Raw genomic sequence first — 18,025 nt, 5'->3', positions numbered from 1 at the left:
TTTTGTTAGAGTTCCAAAACACTCTTTGTTTTCAACAAACAACTTTACATTCCATTTACAAGAAGATTGGGAAAGATTCCTCTTTTTGTATGACACAGAATATTTCTTCTTTTTCCTTGCTTCAAATCAACAAACCTGAAATTCCCGTCTTTTCACCCTTCCGGTTCAGCCCTTTTCCATACCGCGGAACATGAAATCCGTTTAGTATTGTGAAATACCCCCGCCCCTTTATAATTAAAGGCAACCCATTTCAATATGGCAAACCACACTACCACTCAAAAACTCTGCAACTGGTTCATTCAGCAGTCAAATGCAAAAGGGCGCCCGCTCACGCCCGTCAAACTGAACCACCTGGTGATTCTGGCGGACTGGTGGCACCTGCACCGGAACGGCGGCTTCCTGATCAATGAAAGGGCGGAGGCATGGGCATCAGGCCCCGTGCTCCCCTCCATTTATCACGAATACAAGGACCAGCCGCCCTGCTCCGCCATTGAACATCCCAGCCGCCGCCAGCCTCCCCTGGATGAGGAAACGGACGTCATCCCCTTCCTGGAACACATCTGGAACGTGTACGGCAAATACACGGCCCAGCAGCTTGGCCGCATCAACACCGCGCCGGACTCTCCCTGGCATCAGGCGCAGGGCAGGCACGGCGAAGCGGAACACCAGCAGATCACCAGGGAACATGTGGAAGCCTACTTCCAGACCCTGACCGACTGACCCGGCGGAAAAGGCGCACGAATCCTTTTCCTTCCGCATTATTTTTTTCCGGTCAACCACACATTTGAGTGAAAAAAAACTTGCAAAGAATGGCCGCTTCCGCTTTAATTCGCCCGCACCGGAAAGGTGCCCGTTACATAGCCCTATAGTGTAATCGGTAACACAGCGGATTCTGGTTCCGTATTTTGGGGTTCGAGTCCTCATAGGGCTACCATTTTAATAAAAATCCCGTCTCCAAGGAGGCGGGATTTTTTCTTCTCCTGCCCCTGGCGGGAGCTCGGTTGGAGGGCTTGTATCAGACTCCGGCAATAGTCGCAATAAATGCGCAAATGGCATCCTGCCCATCAGTTACGATGAGCCGCAGCAAGGAATCCTCCTCCGTCCCGGAGGGGGCAAGATGCACCTTAGTAGTACCCGGCAACCCGCTGGCGGGAGTAACCGTAAATCCCGGCATGGCACCCGTTAATAGATGCCACTCATGGTCACACTTGACCTCCAGCTCACACTCTCCGCCTTCCGCAGGTACGTTGATCACAGCCGGGTTGATGGAGCCATTGGCCTCCTTCCCGTGCTGATGCCAGGTGACTTTGCCCAGGCTGAAGTACTGTTCCGCTTCCGGCTCACAGGCATAGAGTTCAAAATTAAGCCCAATCCGTTTAATGGAGGGATTGGGCTCCACGTAAAAAACAAGGCGGTCCGGTTTTTCTTCAACGAGAGCGGCATGGGGAGGAATACAGGCGCCTGTGGGATCAGAGCCTTCCCTCACAAGCCTGCGGCCGGATAAGGGAATGTTGGTATCAATGGCAAATTCCACCCTGCCGCCCTCAGCCGGAATTTCCACAGTCTCCGGAGAAATGCGTTTGATCACGACGCCTGCATCATACAGTCTTTTGTCAACGACGGCTTGAACTTTACCTTCCGCCAGCTCCCCGGACGGGCCGCCCCGGCCCGGCATTCCATCGTTCACGTTCCTCCTGTGTAATATGCTCCGTCGCATTCCCGCTGTGCCCGGTCAATTCATTCCGGGATGCCAGAAGAGCTCCATTGATGATATTAATTTTACTCATGGTTTTTAAACCATGCGGCCGCCCGGGAAAAAAATCATTCATTCCGGGACGTTAAAACCGCGTTCTTTTCATCGGTAATTCCCGGAAAACCGGAAATGCGGCCCGGCATGAACGGGAACAGGCGATATTTCTTGACAGATTTTCACCCGTAATGGCGTTATATTAAACCATGACAAGGCTCTTTTCCCTATTGGCCGGAGTACTTCTGGCTCCCTCCCTTGCTGTGGCGGCTGCGGACAAATACAGCATCATCCCGGAACCCGCCGGGACCGACCTCACCCAGGGAACGGCCAAGACGCTCAAGCTCCTTTCCGACAAGGCCACCCCCTCCCTGGGCAGGGATGCCTACCAGCTCACCGTAACCCCGCAGGGCGCGCACCTCTCTTCCGGCGGCAGGGAGGGCCGGATTTACGGACTCGTCACGCTCCAGCAGCTCCGGGACCAGCTTGCCGCACACCCGGAGGGCATCCCCTGCGGCGTCATCAGGGACAAGCCCCGCTACCCGTGGCGCGGCCTGATGGTGGACCCGGCCCGCCACTTCATCCCCATGAAGGACCTGAAGAAATTCGTGGACCTGATGGCCTACTATAAATTCAACAAGCTGCACGTGCACCTGACAGACAACCAGGGCTGGCGGCTGCCCGTGCCCGGCTACCCCAAGTTGCAGAGCATTGCCTCCAAGCGGGCGGAAAGCTTTGGAGACGGCACGCCCCACGAAGGGATGTACACCAAGCAGGAACTGAAAGACCTGGTGGCCTACTGCGCGGCGCGCGGCATTGAAGTCTTTCCTGAAATAGACGTGCCGGGACACAACCAGGCGCTGGCCGCCGCCTACCCTGAATTGTTCTGCTTCCCCCAGAAAGACATGAAAGTGCGGACCATCGCCGGCAACACCAAGGAGCTGGTCTGTCCGCAAAAGCCGGAAGTCTGGAAATTCTATGCCGCCGTCTTCAAGGAGGTCAAGGACATCTTTCCGTCCAACACCGTTCATCTGGGCGGTGACGAAGCCCCCACGGAACTATGGAAAAAATGCCCCCTGTGCCGGGAAGCCCGCGCCAAGGCAGGCCTGAAGGACGAGCAGGAACAAATGAAGGCCTTCTTTGCCAAAATGACCTCCCTTCTCGCCAAAAACGGACAGACGCCGCAATTCTGGTATGAGGGCAACGCCGGCATCTACCACCCCGGGGAAACGGTGTATGCATGGAGGGCGGACCAGGCGCGCAGCGCCGTGGAAAAGACGAAACAGGCCGGGCTGAAGCTGGTCATGGCTTCCAATGAATACTGCTACTTGGACTTCCCGCAGTTGCAGGGCCAGTACAACTGGGGCTGGATGAGGACAACCACGCTGGAAAAAAGCTATGAACTGGACCCCGCCTTCGGCAAAACCGGACGGGAAGCGGACCACATCCAGGGCGTGCACGGGGCGATATGGGGGGAACACCTCCCCAGCCTGAACCACATCCTTTACCGCACTTACCCGCGCGCGATGGCCCTTGCGGAAGCGGGCTGGTCACCCATGGAGGCCCGCTCCTGGGGAAACTTCCAGCGGAAGGTGAAGGACCACGGCGTCTTTGTCCTCAAACGCTTCAACTACGATCTGGAGCGCACGAAGGAAAACGAACCTTCCTTCCCCTGGGAAAACAAAAAGTAATTCCGCTATTTTTCCTTACCACAGGAACCTTGCCATGATAAGCTATTTTTCGAAAAAGACGCCCCCGATGCTTAAACTGCTCAACATTCTGGCCTGCGCGGCGCTCTCCGTACACCTGGCAGCCGCCCGGCAGGCGGCATACAGCGTGATTCCGGAACCCGCCGGGACCGACCTCGCCCAGGGAACGGCCAGGACGCTCAAGCTCCTTTCCGACAAGGCCGCCCCCTCCCTGGGCAGGGACGCCTACCAGCTCACCGTCACCCCGCAGGGCGCGCACCTCTCTTCCGGCGGCAGGGAGGGCCGGATTTACGGACTCGTCACACTCCAGCAGCTCCGGGACCAGCTTGCCGCACACCCGGAGGGCATCCCCTGCGGCGTCATCAGGGACAAGCCCCGCTACCCGTGGCGCGGCCTGATGGTGGACCCGGCCCGCCATTTCATTCCCATAAAGGACCTGAAGAAATTCGTGGACCTGATGGCCTACTACAAATTCAACAAGCTCCAGCTCCACCTGACGGATGACCAGGGCTGGCGGCTGCCCGTGCCCGGCTACCCCAAGCTGAAAAGTATCTCCTCCAAGCGGGCGGAAAGCTTCGGCAACGGCACTCCCCATGAAGGGATGTACACCAAGCAGGAGCTGAAAGACCTGGTGGCCTACTGCGCGGCACGCGGCATTGAAGTGATTCCTGAAATAGACATGCCGGGACACAACCAGGCGCTGGCCGCCGCGTATCCGGAATTCTTCTGCTTCCCGGACCCGGACACCAAGGTCCGCACCACGGGAGGGGTTACCCTGTACCTGGTGTGCCCTCATAAACCGGAAATCTGGAAATTCTACGCCGCCGTCTTTGACGAGCTCAAGGACATCTTCCCCTCCCCCATCGTCCACCTGGGCGGCGATGAAGCCCCTCTGGAAAAAACCTGGGAAAAATGCCCCCTCAGCGTCAAATACCGCCAGCAGAAGGGAATGAAGGACGTCCACGAGGAACTGAAGGAATTTGAAGCGAAAATGGCCTCCATGCTGGCCGCCAGGGGCAAACGCGTGCAGCTATGGTATGAAAAGCCGTGGGCGCAGGCCAACATCTACCGCAAGGGAGACACCGTCTTCACCTGGCGCATGGGCCTGACCCCCTCCACCATTACGGAAACGAAGAAGCAGGGCCTTCCCCTCATCATCGCCGCCGGGGAGCACTGCTACCTGGACTATCCGCAAATTCCCGGTCAGGACAACCGGGGGTGGATGCCCACCACCACGCTGGAACAAAGCTACAAGCTGGACCCCGCCTACGGCAGGCCGGAAAAGGAAGTGGACCACGTCATCGGCGTTCAGGCCACCATGTGGGCGGAGCAGCTCCCCACCCTGAACCACCTGCTTTACCGCACCTACCCGCGCGCCTGCGCCATTGCGGAAGCGGGCTGGTCACCGATGAACGTGCGGTCCTGGGAAAACTTCCAGCGCAAGCTGGAGGACCACCGCCAGTTCATCCTCAAACGCTTCAACTACGACATGGAGCGCACGAAGGAAAACGAACCCCCTTTCAAATAATCCGCATTCTCTATTCATGAGCAGCACTAAATTGATACGTCCGCACCGCCCCTCTGTAGAAGAACTGGCCCAGGGAGTCCTGGCCGGAAACCGCGCCCTGCTGGGGAGGGCCATCACCCTGATAGAAAGCAATGCAGCCCGGGACCAGGAAGCGTCCCGGCAGCTCATCTCCAAACTGCTGCCCCACTCCGGCAAAGCCGTCCGCATCGGCATCACGGGCGTTCCGGGCGCGGGCAAATCCTCCTTCATTGAAGCCTTCGGCACCTACCTGTGCAAAAAAGGCTTCAAGGTGGCCGTGCTGGCCATTGACCCGTCCTCTTCCGTCTCCCGGGGCTCCATTATGGGGGACAAAACCCGCATGGAGGAACTCTCCGGGGAGGAAAACGCCTTCATCCGCCCTTCCCCCTCCGGCGGCTCCCTGGGCGGCGTAGCCCGGAAAACGCGTGAAACCATGATCGCGTGCGAGGCCGCGGGCTTTGACATCATCCTCATTGAAACCGTCGGCGTCGGACAGTCGGAAACCACGGTGCGCTCCATGGTTGACATCTTCATGCTCCTGCTCATCACCGGCGCCGGAGACGACCTGCAGGGCATCAAGCGCGGCATCATGGAGCTGGCGGACATCCTGGTGGTCACCAAGGATGACGGCGACAACCGCCAGCGGGCGGCCGCCCACTGCCAGGAACTGAAAATGGTGCTCCACTACCTGCAAAGCCCCACCCCCGGCTGGACGCCCTCCGTCCTCACCTGCTCCTCCCTGGAAGGGCGCGGACTGGATACCATTGAAGAAACGCTCTTCCGCTTCCGGGACAGCATGAAGGAATCCGGATTCTGGTACAACCGCCGCCGGAACCAGTCCCTCTCATGGGTTCAGGCCCTGGTGCATGAAGCCCTGCTCACCGCCTTTGAACAGCATCCTGCCGTGGCGTCACGCATGCCCGTGCTGGAAAACATGGTGGCGGGAGACAAGATGGACCCCGTCTCCGCCGCGCACGACCTGTTGAGCCACTTCACCTATCCTGTGCCCGGACATTGAAGAAATCCGCCAGCACCCTGGCGTACACCTCCTTCTTGAACTCCGGCAGCCACTCCAGCTTGAACTCGGCGGGAGCTATCCACCTGTAAGCGCAAAACTCGCGGTGGTCCAGGCTGGGCTCCGGAGCGTCCGCATGCAGACGGCACAGGAAATACTCCTGCTCCTGGCCCACAAAAGGCTGCTGCCGCTTCTCGCGGACGTAATCCAGCACCTCCGGCGGATAATCGTAACGATACCCTCCCCGGGACTCTGCAATATCATACTGGGACGGCAGAAACCCCACCTCCTCCCGTACTTCCCTCTTTACGGCCTCCAAGGCAGTTTCCCCCGGATCAATTCCCCCCTGCGGAAACTGCCAGGCCCCTTTCTGCCTGGACCGTTCGCAAACCAGCAGCTTTCCGTCCTTCCGGACCATCAACCCCGCCACATTGGGACGATACAATCTTTCCATGGCTTCTTACCTAGCACAACTTCCCCGGCATTTCCAGCCATGTTCCCCCATCAATTTGCATGCAGGGATGTAAAAAGCCACGAATGCAGACACTTTATTCTCTCCTCCTAATGGCTCCGGGTGTAAATCCCGACCCGTCAGGAGGATAAAACAAAAACTGCCCCACGAATGGTGGCATTTCCTGTTATCCACCCGGAAAACTCTGGTAGTCAAAATAGTAACATACTGCCATTTTCCGAACACTGCTCTTTAGCATCAAGTCTATTGTTCTCACAAAGTGTGAATCAGCGGACTCGCCGCTTTTTTACTTTTCACGTCCCGTTAATAAAATCTGATCATGAAAACAACAATAAATTATTTTCCGTCCATATTGCTGGCAATGCTTGTATGGGGAGGTCCGGGCGCCAATGGCGCAGAGGAGCCCAAAAAGGCGACAAGCCACACTATTGAATATAACAAGAACTTTCTCCGCGCCCATGGCCTGGATGAACATGACCAACAGGACTTTCAGAATGCGGAAAAGGGATTTATAGCAACCCTCAAGGATCCGGAAATTAAAAACAAGGAAGGGAGGACGGTCTTTGACATCTCTTCCTTTGACTTTACCAAGGATAAACCGGCCCCTGACACGGTGAACCCGAGTTTATGGCGCGTCTCCCAGCTCAATGCCAAAAGCGGGCTGTTCAAGGTCATGGACGGCGTATACCAGATTCGCGGGTTCGATCTTTCAAACATGACTATTATTGAAGGGAAGGAAGGCCTCATTATCATTGATCCTCTCATTTCAGAAGAAACCGCAAAAGCGGGACTTGACCTCTACTATCAGGAAGTGGAGCAGCCGAAGGCAGGAAAACGCCCGGTCAAGGCAGTTGTATATTCGCACTCCCATGTGGACCACTTTGGAGGAGTCAAGGGAGTGGCATCCGAGCAGGACGTCAAATCCGGTAAAACGCAGATACTGGCGCCGGAAGGATTCCTGAAAGAAGCCGTTTCCGAAAACGTTTATGCGGGCAACGCCATGGGGAGGCGCTCTACGTACATGTATGCGGCGCCCTTTAATAAAGGGCCGGAAGGTACCGTAGGCTCCGGCCTGGGAACCGCCAGCTCCAGCGGAACCGTTACAGTCATTCCGCCCACTGATACCATCACCAAAACAGGTGAAACACGCACCATAGACGGAGTGGAAATGGAATTCATGATGGCTCCCGGGACGGAAGCTCCCTCTGAAATGCTGATGTACCTCCCTCAATTCAAGGCGCTTTGCAGCGCGGAGGACGCTACCCATACCATGCATAACCTTTACACTCTGAGAGGAGCCAAGGTGCGGGACGCAAGCAACTGGTGGAAGGCGCTTGATGAAGCCATTCAGCGTTACGGAGACAAAACGGAAGTTTTGTTTGCGCAGCACCACTGGCCCAGATGGGGAAAAGAACGCATCAACCAGTTCCTGGCCAAGGAACGCAACGGCTACAAATACATGCACGACCAGACGTTGAATCTGATTAATAAAGGGTACACGCCTGTAGAAATTGCGGAAATGATCAAGCTGCCGCCGGAAATAGACAAGCAATGGTACTTCCGGGGCTATTACGGCACGCTGAACCACAACGCCAAAGCCATCTACCAACGGTACATGGGCTGGTATGACGGCAATCCGGCAAACCTGTATGCCCTGCCGCCCGTGGAAGCGGCCAGGCGCTATGTGGAACTGGCGGGAGGGGCCGACAAGATGATAGACAACGCCCAAAAAGCCTTTGACAAGGGAGACTACCGCTGGACGGCCGAGGTGTTAAAGCACGTGGTTTTTGCCGATCCGCAAAACAGCAAGGCAAGAAATCTGGCGGCGGACGCTCTTGAACAGCTTGGCTATCAGGCTGAATCGGGGCCCTGGCGCAATGAATTTCTCGTAGGTGCCTACGAACTGAGAAACGGACTGCTTAAAAACCCCCTGAACCTGGTATCGACGGACATTCTGTCCAACCTGACGCCGGAAATGCTGTTTGACTACATGGGCATCAGCATGAACAGCGAGAAATCCAAAGGGAAGAAACTGGCATTCAACTGGATAGATCAAAACGGAAAACCATACGGCTTCTGGCTTGAGGATGAAGTATTAATGTACCGCGAAGGAAAACCGGTGGAGCACCCTGACGCAGTGATTACCGGAGACAAGCTCAACTTCACCCTCGTTGCCATGCAGGCCGTGCCCTTGAAGGAAGCCCTGGACAAAGGCATGATCAAGATCGAAGGCAATGCGGACAAATTCCAGGAGCTGATCGGATGCATGGACAAGTTCAATGGGAACTTCAACATCATAGAACCGTAACCTTCCACTATCTTTTTTAATGAAACCGCTTTTCCCGGCATTTGGAAAAAGCGGTTTTCTTATGTCTCAACAATGCTCTTCTAAGTTTTAGTGCCAGCTCCCATGATTGCAGCTTTAGTAAATATACTTCAATCGTTACATCTCTATCCCATGATTATTACCCTTTAAGTACATCAATGGATGAATCATTATTCAAAAAATTCATTAAAGGAATACTATTTTTTCCTTTTCTTTAATCTGGAAATTAAAGAAATTCTCTAACATTCCTATCACATATTTCCTTCTTGAATTTCAGCAGCCAATCCAGTTTAAAATTGCCAGGAAACTATCCACCTATAAGTACAAACTCCGGTGCTCCAGACTGGATTCTAGATGGTCCGTATCGTACTGGGGCAGCCAAAAACCGATTTCCTCCTCATACAGCTCCAAACCCTTTTCTCTGGATTATCCTCCCACTACATTAGAACGATACATATTTTTTATAATTCTCATATCATCTATCTCTGATCTTTGCTTTCAAACCTAGCCATATTTCTATACCATTATAGAAAATATTAGAAATGGTAAAAATTAGATATGGGCAACTTCCACTATCTTTGAATATATAATAGCGACTACATAAATTTTTGAAATATATTAATATTTATTTTCAAATATTTCACCTTCATTTAATCTATTTTAAGTATTGGGGTACCTAAATTAGGTAGAGAATTCCATTTCCTTATTCTTGAACAAATTCTTTCCATCTCGTCAAACCAATCAAAACGACCTGACATATTATCTTGACTCATTAATTCAATAACTTTTTCTGCAAGATCAATTTTATCAAAATCATTTTTTTCAGCAAACCCTTTCACATGCTTTTGCAAATAACCTATAACTCTGTTTCGTGATGTCTTAACTTTTGAAAACGGTTCATTTTTACTTGGGCTCGGAAGACCATCTTTTCTAAAAATTTTAGAGAGAATTGAACCAGGAATATAATTTTCAATTTCTTTCGCCTCTGTAACCCAAACTATACCTCCCATAGATTCCAATTCTTCCTTAGCTTTCAACAATCTATTTTTAATAATTTGGGGACCACCTTTAAATCTATCGCCATCTCCTACCAGAATGGCATTATAATTTATTTTTAACATTTTTACTCTTTCATCATCTTTTATATTAGGATCATTAAAATTACTATGAGATAAAAGAGCTCCTCCATAAAATGCACATTGATAATGTCTCGATTCTTTAAGTTCTCCATCACTCATTAATTCTATCCATTTATTAATATAAATTCTATCAGATGGTCCTTCCAACCATATAATACCATTTGCTTGTAATAAATCTGATGGCTTTGCTCCTAAATTATTAATGACTTCAATATTATCCATATATTTAGAAACCGTTCGTACTGTAGATTGTTTACCGTCATTCCAAACATGGATAATTTGAGCTGAATCGTTTCCATTAAAAATATCTAAAACAATACTAGAATGAGTAGTTAAGAAAAAAGTAGCGTTTTTAGATAAAGCCATCTTCTCTATGTATACCAACAAACTTCTTAATAAAGTAGGATGTAAATTATTTTCCAATTCTTCAAAAGCAAATGTATACGAAGAAAGATCTTTCTCTAAATTTTGTTCTAAACAAGGAATTGCAATTAAATTTAATAAAACCAATAAAATAGTTTTAATTCCACTTCCAGAATCGGATAAAGGAATTAAATTTTTATCTTTTTGGCCAAGGTAAATTTCCCAATAATTGTCTTTGTCGAGCTGAGGATAAATTTCTGTAAACTGCAACCCTGTAGGTCGAAATATTTCATTTACAGCATCTAATAAGTAATCTGTTATTATAAATCTTGGATACTTTTCATCCGAAAGATGCAAAAATCTATGAATTATATCAGTAGCCCCGGTTCCATTACTTAACAACTTGGGAGGAATTATTGAGCCATCTTCACAAATACCCGACCTTTCTCTTTTTATATCTCTCTCAGCATCTATCCTTTTAAAAAAATTATCACTGGGCCATAAATCTCTTCGATTTGGAAAAAAATCGGAAGATTCACTCAATTTTTTTTTCACTTCTAAAACAGCTTTATCTATTTCCTCTTCTTTCCAAGAATATCTTCTGGCCAGAGTATCCTTTATTAATTCTTCTGTTCCATCAAAACTTATTATTCTCCCTTCATGTGAATAAATTGCCTCATAAGTCTGAGGTAAAAGTTGTCTACAATAATCTACCCATCCTCCGGACCAACCAGGAAAAAGATGGTCTATATCATTTTTCCCCCTATAAAATTTCCTATAAATTTTCAAATTTTTTAATTTTTTATCACTGCCATTTTTATGTAGAGATTCAATGAAATCTATAAGTCTAGATTTTCCTGAATTATTCGCTCCAATAATAATATTGATAGATTTTATAATTTCAAATCCTTCTGCATATCCATCATCACCTGAAAAACACTTGTATCCATTAAATTTTAAATACGTATTCATATTAAAGCGTGTTTACATTAATATTAAAAAATCTTCTCTAGAAAGTTTATATTTGTTATTCTGGTAGAGAATAGCCAACTATATTTTGCAGCTTATAAAGCATGAAAAAATTGTCCAGTTTTTTCTTCCCACAGGTTGACGATTAATATTAAATAGAACCATGAAACGTTTTTTACTTTCCGCTTTAGCGCTCTGCGTTTGTGCTACGGCTCCGCTTTCCGCCCAGTCCAAGACGGGGGGCCCTACTCAATCTACGGATGATTACAACCAGAGCCAGTTCTGGATTGGCAATTTTCCAGAAGGGCAATTTGTGGTACATCTCAGCCGGATTGTAGCGGTGGCCCAGCACAAGTATATTCTGGACAACGCTTGCATGGTGTATGAAGTGACGTTGATTACCCTGGGGAATACGCCCACCAAGTTTTATTATCTGGAGACGCTGGGGCAGAATTCAGGCATCAATGCCATCAAGAATGTGACCGACCGGGCGAAGGAGCTCGGTTCCGGCGCCGTCAACAGGGCGACGGGAGGAAGTATCGACCCGGATACCACCGTCGCGAAGGCTTACCCGAATACGAATACCGTCGAGTTCCGCGTGTCTTCCCTGGAACAGCTCAACAAGATGTACGCCTCCCTGCTCAAGGCGTGGCAGGACGGAAAAGGAAGGACGTTCAAGCCCTGAGGGGTTGAATCAGTGATGAGAGAGTAGAGATGAGAGTTTAGTGAAAAAATTCGGACTTGCAGTCCGCGAATTGAAATCTAATCTCTCATCTCTAAACTCTCATCACTGTTAAATGTATTTCCTCTCCATCATGTGGGCCTTCAAGGGGTCCGCAGAGTAGAGGTGGGTTAGGCCGATTGCCAGGGCATCGGCGGCATCGGATTCCGGCGTTTCCCGGAGTTCCAACAGGGCCCGCACCATGAAGGCGACCTGTGCTTTTTGAGCGGCCCCCCGCCCTACGACGGAGAGTTTCACGCTTTTAGGGGAGTATTCCATGATGCGCAGTCCGGCTTCCGCCGCGGCAATGACCACGGCCGCCTTGGCCGCTCCCATGGTGATGGCCGTCTGGTGGGACTGGACGTAGATGATGCGTTCCACCGCCATTTCATCCGGCTCCCATTTGTCAATGAGGTTGCCCAGATGCTGTTTGATGGCGAGCAGGCAACCTGATTGCGACACGCTACGGGGAATGGAGAGCGTGCCGTAGTCCAGCGCGCATGCCCGGCGATGGTCTCCCTCCACCACGGCATAACCCGTGTTGCGGATGGCCGGGTCTATGGCAAGGATGCGCATGGGATGATTGTCATTCCCGCAGAGAGACCTTGTCCGCCCCCTTTAGCGCCTGCGGCGTTTGGGGCTCGCGTGCTTGACTTTGCGGACGGATTTGACGGGCTCGTCTTCCAGCAGGGCGGTGTACGTGTAGTCGAAGCCGTCCAGTTTTTTGCGTTCAATGGGCTTCCCGATGAAGTTTTCCACAGCCGTGGCGAAGTCCACTTCATCCGCCGTCATGATGGTGAAGGCGTCCCCCGTGGCTTCGGCACGGCCGGTACGGCCGATGCGGTGCACGTAGTCTTCCGCATTTTCCGGAACACGGTAGTTGATGACATGGGTCACGCCGCTGATGTCAATGCCGCGCGCGGCCACGTCCGTGGCCACCAGAATGTCATATTTACCGCCCTTGAAGCCTTTGAGGGCTTCCATGCGTTCCTTCTGGGGAATGTCGGAGTGCATGACAGCCACTTCCCCGCGGTAGCCGTTGGTTTTCAGCATGCCGCATACGGAGTCCGCTTCCTTGCGGGTGCGGGTGAAGATCATGACGGAATGGAAGTCCGTTCCCTTGAGGAGGCCCAGCAGCAGTTCGTCCCGCTGGTCCAGGGCCACCGGATAAATGGCGTGGTTGATGGTAGCGGCCACTTCCCGGCGGGCGATGGCCACTTCCGCCGGGTCCGTGAGGCACCATTTGGCAAATCCGGCGATGACCGGAGGCATGGTGGCGGAGAAGAAGAGGGTCTGCCTGCCCTCCCACGGGCAGAGGTTGATGATTTTACGGACAATGGGGAGGAAGCCCATGTCCAGCATGCGGTCCACTTCATCCAGCACCAGGGCCTTGACTTCTCCGAAGCGCATGGTGCCGCGGTAGAAGTGGTCCACCAGGCGCCCGGGGGTAGCCACCACGATGTCCGCCCCGTTTTTCAGGTCTTCCGTCTGCTTGCCGTAGCCCACGCCGCCGTACAGCAGGGCCACTTTCAGGCCGGTGTATTCACCGTATTCGGCAAAGGCTTCCGCCACCTGGTCCGCCAGTTCGCGGGTTGGTTCCAGCACCAGAATCTGGGGCTGGCCCATGGGTTTCAGCTTGGTCAGCAGGGGGAGTGCAAAGGCTGCGGTTTTTCCCGTTCCCGTCTGGGAGGCTCCGATGAGGTCCCGGCCTTCCAGAATGATGGGGATGGCCTGCTCCTGAATGGGGGTGGGATGTTCATAACCGCATTTCTCCACCGCCTTCAAGACGGGTTCCGATAAACCTAATTCTGAAAATAACATTGATCTTGTATGCTTGCTAAAAATAAAGCACGGCCACCGCGCAACGGGCGCAGAAGCCGTGGTCAGGAGATGAACGGATTGGTCAGCAGTTCATTCTTCACGGTGGTGTACGGGCCGTGCCCCGGGAAAATCCTGGTGGTGGCGGGCTGGTTGAGCACTTTTGTTTCAATGCCCTGCTTCAGCAGCCGCAGGTTTCCGCCCGGAAGGTCCGTGCGCCCGATGGAACCGGCAAAGATGACGTCCCCCGCGAACATGATTCCTTCATCCGGGAGGTCGTAAACGATGCTGTCCGGAGAGTGCCCCGGCACCTGGTGCAGATGCCACAGCAGGCCGCCCCAGTCCGCCGTGTGAATGTTCTGCGTAAGCACTTCATCCACCACAAACGGCTGAACGTTGAGGGGAAGACCCCAGGCGTCCCGCGCCATTTTTTCCAGCGTCAGGTCTTCACTGTAAGGCTGTCCGGCATGAATGCGGCAGCCGAAGATCTGGCGCATGCGGCAGGCGTCCTCCACATGGTCAAAGTGCTGGTGGGTGATGAGCAGATCCGTAATGATGATATCGGGTTTCTTGGAGTATATCCAGTCCGCGAAGCCGGACGGAGCATCCACCGCCACGTAAGTGTTATCCTTCGTCTTGAAGAGATAACCATTACAGGAAGCTACTCCACCCGTGTAAACGCGAATCCGATCCATGAGCAGGGATTGTAGCCGGATCGTCCGGAATATCCAGTATAAAGACGGTTTCCTGAAAATGCGTTCTGTCATCTTCCGCCGGAAGAGCCCGTTACATCAGGCTCCAGGGAATGACGTCTCCGGCATCCATCGGCACCACTTTCTGGGCGTGCCCTTCATAGGCGTCTGGCACCAGCATTTCCTTCCGTTGCAGGCGCACCGTTTTGGCGGGCGGCGTCAGTCCGTACACGGCGCAGGCATGGCCGGAAACGAACCCCTGAAGCTTGTCCAGGGCATCATGCTTTTCAAAGAGGGCCGCCAGTTGCGGCAAAGCAATGGGGGCGGTGAACACGCCGGCGGCGCATCCACACGCTTCCTTGGCGTGGATGGGATGGGGGGCGGAGTCGCTGCCGAACATGAGGCGCGGGTGCCCGGAGAGAGCCGCTTTCAGCAGGGCTTCCCGGTCTTCCGGCCTTTTGGCGATGGGCTTGCAGAAGAGATGGGGGCGGAGCATGCCCCCGGCCACATCGTCCAGCGTGATGAGCAGGTGCTGGAGGGTTACCGTGGCCGTCAGGTTTTCAAATTCATCCAGCAGCTGCACGGCGGACGCGGTGGTGATGTGCTCCATGCAGATGGTCAGCCTGGGGAAGCGCGCGGCCAGGTCCCGGTAAACGTCCAGGAATTCGGCTTCCCGGTCCATCACGAATCCGTGGCTTTCACCGTGCACCAGCAGCGGAATGCCCATTTCCTGCATGATGGACATGGTGGCTTCCGCATCCTTCATGGCCTTCACGCCTCCATCACTGTTCGTGGTGGCTCCCGCCGGGTACAGCTTGATGCCGAAGACCAGTTCCCTGAGCCGGGCCAGCTCCCCTTCCGTGTAGGAGCGGAAGAAGGCCGTCATGTACGGCTGGAAGACGTCGCCTCCGCACGCGTCCACCACACGCCGGCGGTAGGCCTGCACCGCATCCGCGTCCGCCACGGGGGGAACCAGGTTGGGCATGATGACCGCCCCGGCAAAGGAGGCGGAACTCAGGGGAGCGACCAGTTTCAGCATATCGCCGTCCCTGAGGTGAAGGTGCATGTCCAGCGGGGAGTGCAGTTCCAAAATCATGCGGGCATCATGCAGGAAGGGAGTTGTGAAATCAAGCATGGTCCCCTGCTCCGCGGGAAGGAGTGATTTTTCCGAAAGGAAAAGAAAGGAGCATTTCACGCGAAGACCGGGAAACCGGGCACGCCCGGTTGGACGGAAAGCAAAGCTTGAAGCCTGCGGGGTGAGTGAATCTGAAAGAGGCGCTAACCAAACCTCCGCTCCCATCTGGATGCCTTTTATGCAAACCGCGGGTATTGTCCCCTCCCCGTGATTCCTGATGGCCGTGCTGCTGGAGCAAGGGCCCCTTGCTCCTTACAAATTCCTGACCGTAATGAAAAAGTGAACATGTCCTCTACATGCCGTGGATTGTTTTTCATGTGAAGATCGGGAAGGCCTTCACTCCCAGCCGGACGCGCTCTGGGAAAAAATGGTGGAACGGACAAATTCCAGTGAACCGGATAGCCCCGGGCACAAAAAAGCCGCCCGGAGGCGGCTATTCTCTTGAACAAGGTGGCGAAGCGGACGGGGCTCGAACCCGCGACCTCCAGCGTGACAGGCTGGCGCTCTAACCGAACTGAGCTACCGCTCCCTGACCTTGGATGCTGTCCGTGCCTTGCGGCGAGGACGGGGATGCTTATACATGCCTTTATCTCCAGTGACAAGAGAAAAAGACTTTTTTTGCAACTTTCGCAACTGCCGGCGGTTTGTATGGTAATGGAATAGGAGCTTTCATTTTCCCGATTATTAAAAAACAGTAACAAATCCTCAACATTATTTGTTTTAGTTTGACAACAGTTAACAAGTTTTGACATAACAGCCACATGCTTCAACCTGCCGTGGATATCACCACTTCCGTTCATAAATTTGAAACCATTCTCTATCAGTTTAAAAGGGATAATTTGAATGAAGTGGACCAGAACCACTACCAGAAGATCATGGGGCTTTCCGTCCGCCAGATGGAAGCCCTAGGAGCCCTGAACCGGCTGATGACGGACCGCCATGAAGGCATTCCCCTGAAAACGCTGGCCCACCATCTCCGCATGAGCGTCCCCTCCACCTCCCTGCTGGTGGACAGCATGGTGAAGAAAGGCCTGTTTGACCGCAAGGAGAATCCGCGGGACAGGCGCTCCCTGTGCATCCGCCTTTCCGAGGAAGGGGAATCCAAGTTCCACCAGCTCCGCAACGGCATGAAGAAACGGCTGGAGTCCCTGTTCAGCATCCTGACGGAGGAGGACAGGGAAAATTTCTGCCGCACGCTGAATACCCTTTACAACCACGTTTACCATCAATAACGCCATATGAAAAAATACACGCATGAACGGAAGGTTCCCCTCCGCCTGCTGGCCGCCTCCGGCCTGCTTTTTTCCCTCCTGACGCCGGGTTACTCCCAGGGCGCCCCGGGAAAAGTTGCCAAGCCGAGCACCGTACTTGTCGAGAAAGCGACCGCCATCGACAGCGCGGTGAACAAAAAGTACATCGGCCAGGTGGAGTCCATTGACCGGGTGACCGTACAGCCCCGCGTTTCCGGCAACATCGTCGCCACCCGTTTCCGGGAAGGCAAGGTGGTGAAGAAGGGAGACCTCCTTTTCGAGATAGAAGACACGCGCTACAAGGCGGCCGTGGAGGAAGCGGTAGCCAAGAAGGCCCAGCTGGAAGCCAAGCTGCTTTACGCCAGGAACAGCTTTGAACGCTATAACAAGTTGCTGGCCTCCAAGTCCGTTTCCATGGATACGGTGGAAAACGCCAAGAGCACCATGCACGCCCTGGAAGCGGAGATACAGTCCGCAGACGCCGCCATCACGGTAGCGAAGGACGACCTTAATTACACCAAGCTCACGGCTCCCATCACAGGCCGCACGGGCCGCGTCACTTTTTCCACGGGCAACTACATCACTCCCACCTCCGGTTCCCTGGTGACCATCACGGGCATTGACGAGGTGTACGTGAAGTTCCCCATCAGCGAACGCGATTTCCTTTCCCTGTTCGGCACCCAGGAGAAGATGAAGAAGGAGGCCCTGGTGTCCGTCAACCTTGCCAACGGCAAGGCGTACGACCAGCCGGGCACCGTTTTCATGACGGACAATACCGTCCAGCCGACTACGGACACCCTGAACGTCTGGGCCAAGTTCCCCAATCCGGAAGACGTGCTGACGCCCGGCGGCGTGGTCACGGTGAATCTTTCCAAGAAGAATGTGGACCGCTTCCCGGCGGCCAACATTTCCTCCGTGATGCATGACGCCTACAAGAGCTACGTTTACGTGGTGAATGACCAGGGCGTGGTGGAACGCCGCGACGTCACGCTGGGCAATACGGTCAATAATGAACAGTGCTTCAGCTCCGGCGTGAAGGAAGGGGAAGTCATCATCATCGACGGCATGCACAAGGTGCGCCCCGGCGCCAAGGTGAATCCGGTGTATTCCGCTCAAAACTGAT

At 53.2% G+C, this 18,025-nt stretch carries 15 protein-coding genes and 2 tRNA genes; 9 read left to right on the top strand and 8 right to left on the bottom strand.

The annotated features are described in order from the left end of the window. Positions 1 to 255: 255 nt before the first annotated feature. Complete coding sequence (locus ABGM91_RS10095) at positions 256 to 720, top strand: type II toxin-antitoxin system antitoxin SocA domain-containing protein (RefSeq protein ID WP_354832020.1); 465 nt, start codon at positions 256 to 258, stop codon at positions 718 to 720. Positions 721 to 859: 139 nt separating this feature from the next. Continuing rightward, positions 860 to 934, top strand: a tRNA-Gln gene (locus tag ABGM91_RS10090). An 81-nt stretch (positions 935 to 1,015) separates the two neighbouring features. Here ABGM91_RS10090 and ABGM91_RS10085 read toward each other — a convergent pair. Continuing rightward, positions 1,016 to 1,687: a hypothetical protein gene (locus ABGM91_RS10085; protein ID WP_354832018.1), complete on the bottom strand. Its 672-nt coding sequence runs from the start codon at positions 1,685 to 1,687 to the stop codon at positions 1,016 to 1,018. Positions 1,688 to 1,956: 269 nt separating this feature from the next. On the opposite strand from ABGM91_RS10085, the gene ABGM91_RS10080 reads away from it, so the two are divergent. The 3 genes from ABGM91_RS10080 to meaB are packed head-to-tail and all read left to right on the top strand — an operon-like array spanning position 1,957 to position 6,020. Beyond that, positions 1,957 to 3,438, top strand: coding sequence for a beta-N-acetylhexosaminidase (locus tag ABGM91_RS10080; protein ID WP_354832016.1), 1,482 nt, complete (start codon positions 1,957 to 1,959; stop codon positions 3,436 to 3,438). A 34-nt stretch (positions 3,439 to 3,472) separates the two neighbouring features. Continuing rightward, complete coding sequence (locus ABGM91_RS10075) at positions 3,473 to 4,984, top strand: beta-N-acetylhexosaminidase (RefSeq protein ID WP_354832013.1); 1,512 nt, start codon at positions 3,473 to 3,475, stop codon at positions 4,982 to 4,984. A gap of 16 nt (positions 4,985 to 5,000) precedes the next feature. Beyond that, entirely contained in the window at positions 5,001 to 6,020 is a 1,020-nt protein-coding gene (gene meaB / locus ABGM91_RS10070) for a methylmalonyl Co-A mutase-associated GTPase MeaB (protein ID WP_290566826.1), read from the top strand. Here the strand turns inward: meaB and ABGM91_RS10065 are convergent. Next, on the bottom strand, positions 5,995 to 6,471 hold the full coding sequence (locus ABGM91_RS10065) for an NUDIX domain-containing protein (RefSeq protein WP_354832010.1): 477 nt from the start codon (positions 6,469 to 6,471) through the stop codon (positions 5,995 to 5,997). The genes meaB and ABGM91_RS10065 overlap by 26 nt on opposite strands. A 337-nt stretch (positions 6,472 to 6,808) precedes the next feature. Here ABGM91_RS10065 and ABGM91_RS10060 point away from each other — a divergent pair, with 337 nt between their 5' ends. Continuing rightward, a complete protein-coding gene (locus tag ABGM91_RS10060; RefSeq protein WP_354832008.1) occupies positions 6,809 to 8,797 on the top strand; it encodes an alkyl sulfatase dimerization domain-containing protein in 1,989 nt (662 codons plus the stop codon). 668 nt (positions 8,798 to 9,465) lie between these two features. Here ABGM91_RS10060 and ABGM91_RS10055 read toward each other — a convergent pair. Further along, complete coding sequence (locus tag ABGM91_RS10055) at positions 9,466 to 11,289, bottom strand: AAA family ATPase (protein ID WP_354832005.1); 1,824 nt, start codon at positions 11,287 to 11,289, stop codon at positions 9,466 to 9,468. Positions 11,290 to 11,449: 160 nt separating this feature from the next. Between ABGM91_RS10055 and ABGM91_RS10050 the strand changes: the two genes are divergently transcribed. Then, positions 11,450 to 11,971: a hypothetical protein gene (locus ABGM91_RS10050; protein WP_354832003.1), complete on the top strand. Its 522-nt coding sequence runs from the start codon at positions 11,450 to 11,452 to the stop codon at positions 11,969 to 11,971. A 108-nt stretch (positions 11,972 to 12,079) separates the two neighbouring features. On the opposite strand, the gene ruvC is transcribed toward ABGM91_RS10050, so the two are convergent. From ruvC to ABGM91_RS10025, 5 genes are all read right to left on the bottom strand, one after another. After that, complete coding sequence (ruvC, locus tag ABGM91_RS10045; RefSeq protein WP_290566550.1) at positions 12,080 to 12,583, bottom strand: crossover junction endodeoxyribonuclease RuvC; 504 nt, start codon at positions 12,581 to 12,583, stop codon at positions 12,080 to 12,082. Between the two features lie 42 nt (positions 12,584 to 12,625). Beyond that, positions 12,626 to 13,828 carry a DEAD/DEAH box helicase gene (locus ABGM91_RS10040; RefSeq protein WP_215427826.1) on the bottom strand — a complete coding sequence of 401 codons (1,203 nt, stop codon included), beginning with the start codon at positions 13,826 to 13,828 and terminating at the stop codon, positions 12,626 to 12,628. A 62-nt stretch (positions 13,829 to 13,890) separates the two neighbouring features. Next, positions 13,891 to 14,520, bottom strand: a complete 630-nt coding sequence (locus ABGM91_RS10035) for an MBL fold metallo-hydrolase (protein WP_180972535.1) — start codon at positions 14,518 to 14,520, stop codon at positions 13,891 to 13,893. 91 nt (positions 14,521 to 14,611) lie between these two features. Next, a complete protein-coding gene (pyrC, locus tag ABGM91_RS10030; protein WP_354834859.1) occupies positions 14,612 to 15,613 on the bottom strand; it encodes a dihydroorotase in 1,002 nt (333 codons plus the stop codon). Positions 15,614 to 16,103: 490 nt separating this feature from the next. After that, positions 16,104 to 16,181: transfer RNA gene (locus tag ABGM91_RS10025), tRNA-Asp, on the bottom strand. A gap of 232 nt (positions 16,182 to 16,413) precedes the next feature. Between ABGM91_RS10025 and ABGM91_RS10020 the strand changes: the two genes are divergently transcribed. Further along, entirely contained in the window at positions 16,414 to 16,884 is a 471-nt protein-coding gene (locus ABGM91_RS10020; RefSeq protein WP_215427828.1) for a MarR family transcriptional regulator, read from the top strand. Between the two features lie 6 nt (positions 16,885 to 16,890). Continuing rightward, positions 16,891 to 18,024 carry an efflux RND transporter periplasmic adaptor subunit gene (locus tag ABGM91_RS10015; protein ID WP_215427830.1) on the top strand — a complete coding sequence of 378 codons (1,134 nt, stop codon included), beginning with the start codon at positions 16,891 to 16,893 and terminating at the stop codon, positions 18,022 to 18,024. Position 18,025: the final 1 nt, after the last annotated feature.

Origin of the sequence: Akkermansia muciniphila, assembly GCF_040616545.1 — a bacterium.
Lineage (GTDB): Bacteria > Verrucomicrobiota > Verrucomicrobiia > Verrucomicrobiales > Akkermansiaceae > Akkermansia > Akkermansia muciniphila_E.
This window is presented reverse-complemented; position numbering and strand designations above follow the sequence as displayed.

Excerpts from the sequence above, each read along its gene's own strand:
- ABGM91_RS10095 (WP_354832020.1), top strand. The coding sequence starts at position 256 with ATGGCAAACCACACTACCACTCAAAAACTCTGCAACTGGTTCATTCAG.
- ABGM91_RS10080 (WP_354832016.1), top strand. The coding sequence starts at position 1,957 with ATGACAAGGCTCTTTTCCCTATTGGCCGGAGTACTTCTGGCTCCCTCC.
- ABGM91_RS10075 (WP_354832013.1), top strand. The coding sequence starts at position 3,473 with ATGATAAGCTATTTTTCGAAAAAGACGCCCCCGATGCTTAAACTGCTC.
- meaB (WP_290566826.1), top strand. The coding sequence starts at position 5,001 with ATGAGCAGCACTAAATTGATACGTCCGCACCGCCCCTCTGTAGAAGAA.
- ABGM91_RS10065 (WP_354832010.1), bottom strand. The coding sequence starts at position 6,471 with ATGGAAAGATTGTATCGTCCCAATGTGGCGGGGTTGATGGTCCGGAAG.
- ABGM91_RS10060 (WP_354832008.1), top strand. The coding sequence starts at position 6,809 with ATGAAAACAACAATAAATTATTTTCCGTCCATATTGCTGGCAATGCTT.
- ABGM91_RS10055 (WP_354832005.1), bottom strand. The coding sequence starts at position 11,289 with ATGAATACGTATTTAAAATTTAATGGATACAAGTGTTTTTCAGGTGAT.
- ABGM91_RS10050 (WP_354832003.1), top strand. The coding sequence starts at position 11,450 with ATGAAACGTTTTTTACTTTCCGCTTTAGCGCTCTGCGTTTGTGCTACG.
- ruvC (WP_290566550.1), bottom strand. The coding sequence starts at position 12,583 with ATGCGCATCCTTGCCATAGACCCGGCCATCCGCAACACGGGTTATGCC.
- ABGM91_RS10040 (WP_215427826.1), bottom strand. The coding sequence starts at position 13,828 with ATGTTATTTTCAGAATTAGGTTTATCGGAACCCGTCTTGAAGGCGGTG.
- ABGM91_RS10035 (WP_180972535.1), bottom strand. The coding sequence starts at position 14,520 with ATGGATCGGATTCGCGTTTACACGGGTGGAGTAGCTTCCTGTAATGGT.
- pyrC (WP_354834859.1), bottom strand. The coding sequence starts at position 15,613 with ATGATTTTGGAACTGCACTCCCCGCTGGACATGCACCTTCACCTCAGG.
- ABGM91_RS10020 (WP_215427828.1), top strand. The coding sequence starts at position 16,414 with ATGCTTCAACCTGCCGTGGATATCACCACTTCCGTTCATAAATTTGAA.
- ABGM91_RS10015 (WP_215427830.1), top strand. The coding sequence starts at position 16,891 with ATGAAAAAATACACGCATGAACGGAAGGTTCCCCTCCGCCTGCTGGCC.